At 54.2% G+C, this 506-nt stretch carries 1 protein-coding gene; it reads left to right on the top strand.

Annotation, left to right across the window (positions count from 1 at the left end):
* Window positions 1-426: helicase-related protein (locus J0A66_RS21605; protein WP_206575921.1), on the top strand; the 426-nt coding region annotated here is incomplete at its 5' end.
* Between the last annotated feature and the right edge of the window lie 80 nt (window positions 427-506).

The following is a 506-nucleotide window of genomic DNA, read 5'->3' as shown; positions in this document are numbered from 1 at the left end:
GAGCAGCAGGTACAAGGGCTGGGCATTGACTATATCAAACTGACAGGCACGACCCGCCATCGTCAGCAGGTGATTGAGCAATTTAAACAGGGCAACGCCCCGCTGTTTTTAATCAGCCTCAAGGCCGGCGGTACTGGCTTGAATCTGACCGAGGCCGACACTGTTATTCACTTTGATCCCTGGTGGAACCCGGCAGCAGAAAACCAGGCCACTGACCGCGCCCATCGTATCGGCCAGGACAAACCTGTGTTTGTTTACAAACTGATTGTGGAAGGCTCGATTGAGGAGCGTATCCAGCAACTGCAGCAGCAGAAAAACCGCTTAGCCCAGGCCATTCTCAGTGACGAGATGGGCGACCTTAGCGAAGGTTTCAATACCGAGAACCTGCAATTGCTGTTGCAACCTTTAGTGGTGGCTGAGCACTAAGCTCGCTCTGGCGCGGGTTGCTCTCTGGCACGCAACCATATGCGCCCCATGGCCGTAATCAAGGCTATGGCAAACACCAA

The sequence above is a fragment of the Bowmanella dokdonensis genome (genome assembly GCF_017254865.1).
Taxonomy (GTDB): domain Bacteria; phylum Pseudomonadota; class Gammaproteobacteria; order Enterobacterales; family Alteromonadaceae; genus Bowmanella; species Bowmanella dokdonensis.
Note: the sequence above shows the minus strand (reverse complement) of the source record. Positions and strands in the feature narration are given on the sequence as shown.